Source organism: Parendozoicomonas verongulae (assembly GCF_009711465.1).
GTDB lineage: Bacteria > Pseudomonadota > Gammaproteobacteria > Pseudomonadales > Endozoicomonadaceae > Sansalvadorimonas > Sansalvadorimonas verongulae.
In genome coordinates, this window is the sequence record NZ_SMME01000396.1 from 1 (window position 1) to 733 (window position 733).

A 733-nucleotide genomic window follows, 5' to 3' on the forward strand; every position below is an offset into this window, starting at 1 on the left:
GGAGACAGTACGTCGAGGAAAGCGGAACACTACCTGCCTCTGCGGCGCTACCTTTGCTTCGGTCAATCTGCTGACATACCACCGCCAGGGCAGCAGCGACGTCCGGTGTAAGGGGAAGCAGAACACCATCTGCGAATGTGGCGCCACCTTCGATACGGTTAACCAGTTTAAATCCCACCGCCAGAGCAGCAGCGATGCCCGGTGTAAGGGGAAGATGAACACTACCTGCCCATGCGGCGCCAGCTTCGCTTCGGCCAGCCTGCTTAAATCTCACCGCCAGGGCAGCAGCGATGCCCTGTGCAAGTGGAAGCAGGACATCACTTGCCCCTGTGGCATCACCTTCGATTCGATCAGCCTGCTTAGCGCTCACCGCCGGAGAAGCAGCGATGTCCGGTGTAAGGGAAAGCAGAACACCGCCTGCTCCTGCGGCGCTACCTTCGATACGGCCAGTCTGCTTAACTCTCACCGTCGGGGCAGCCGCGACACCCGGTGCAAGGGAAAGCGAAAAACCACCTGTCTCTGTGGCGCAACCTTTGATTCTGTCAACCTGCTTAACTCTCACCGCCAGGGCAGCAAAGACTCCCAATGCAAAGGGAAGCGGAACACCACCTGCCCCTGTGGTATCATTTTCGATTCGGTCAACCGGTTTAGATCCCACTATCAGTGCAGCAAAGACGCACGGTGCAAGGGGAGGCGGAACACTACCTGCCCCTGTGGCCTCATCTTCGATACG

1 protein-coding gene is annotated in these 733 nt (G+C 58.4%); it reads right to left on the reverse strand.

Annotation, left to right across the window (positions count from 1 at the left end; translation table 11 throughout):
* The coding region (locus tag E1189_RS00820; protein WP_155158228.1) for a hypothetical protein at positions 1-658 on the reverse strand (658 nt) is incomplete at its 3' end.
* Positions 659-733 lie beyond the last annotated feature (75 nt).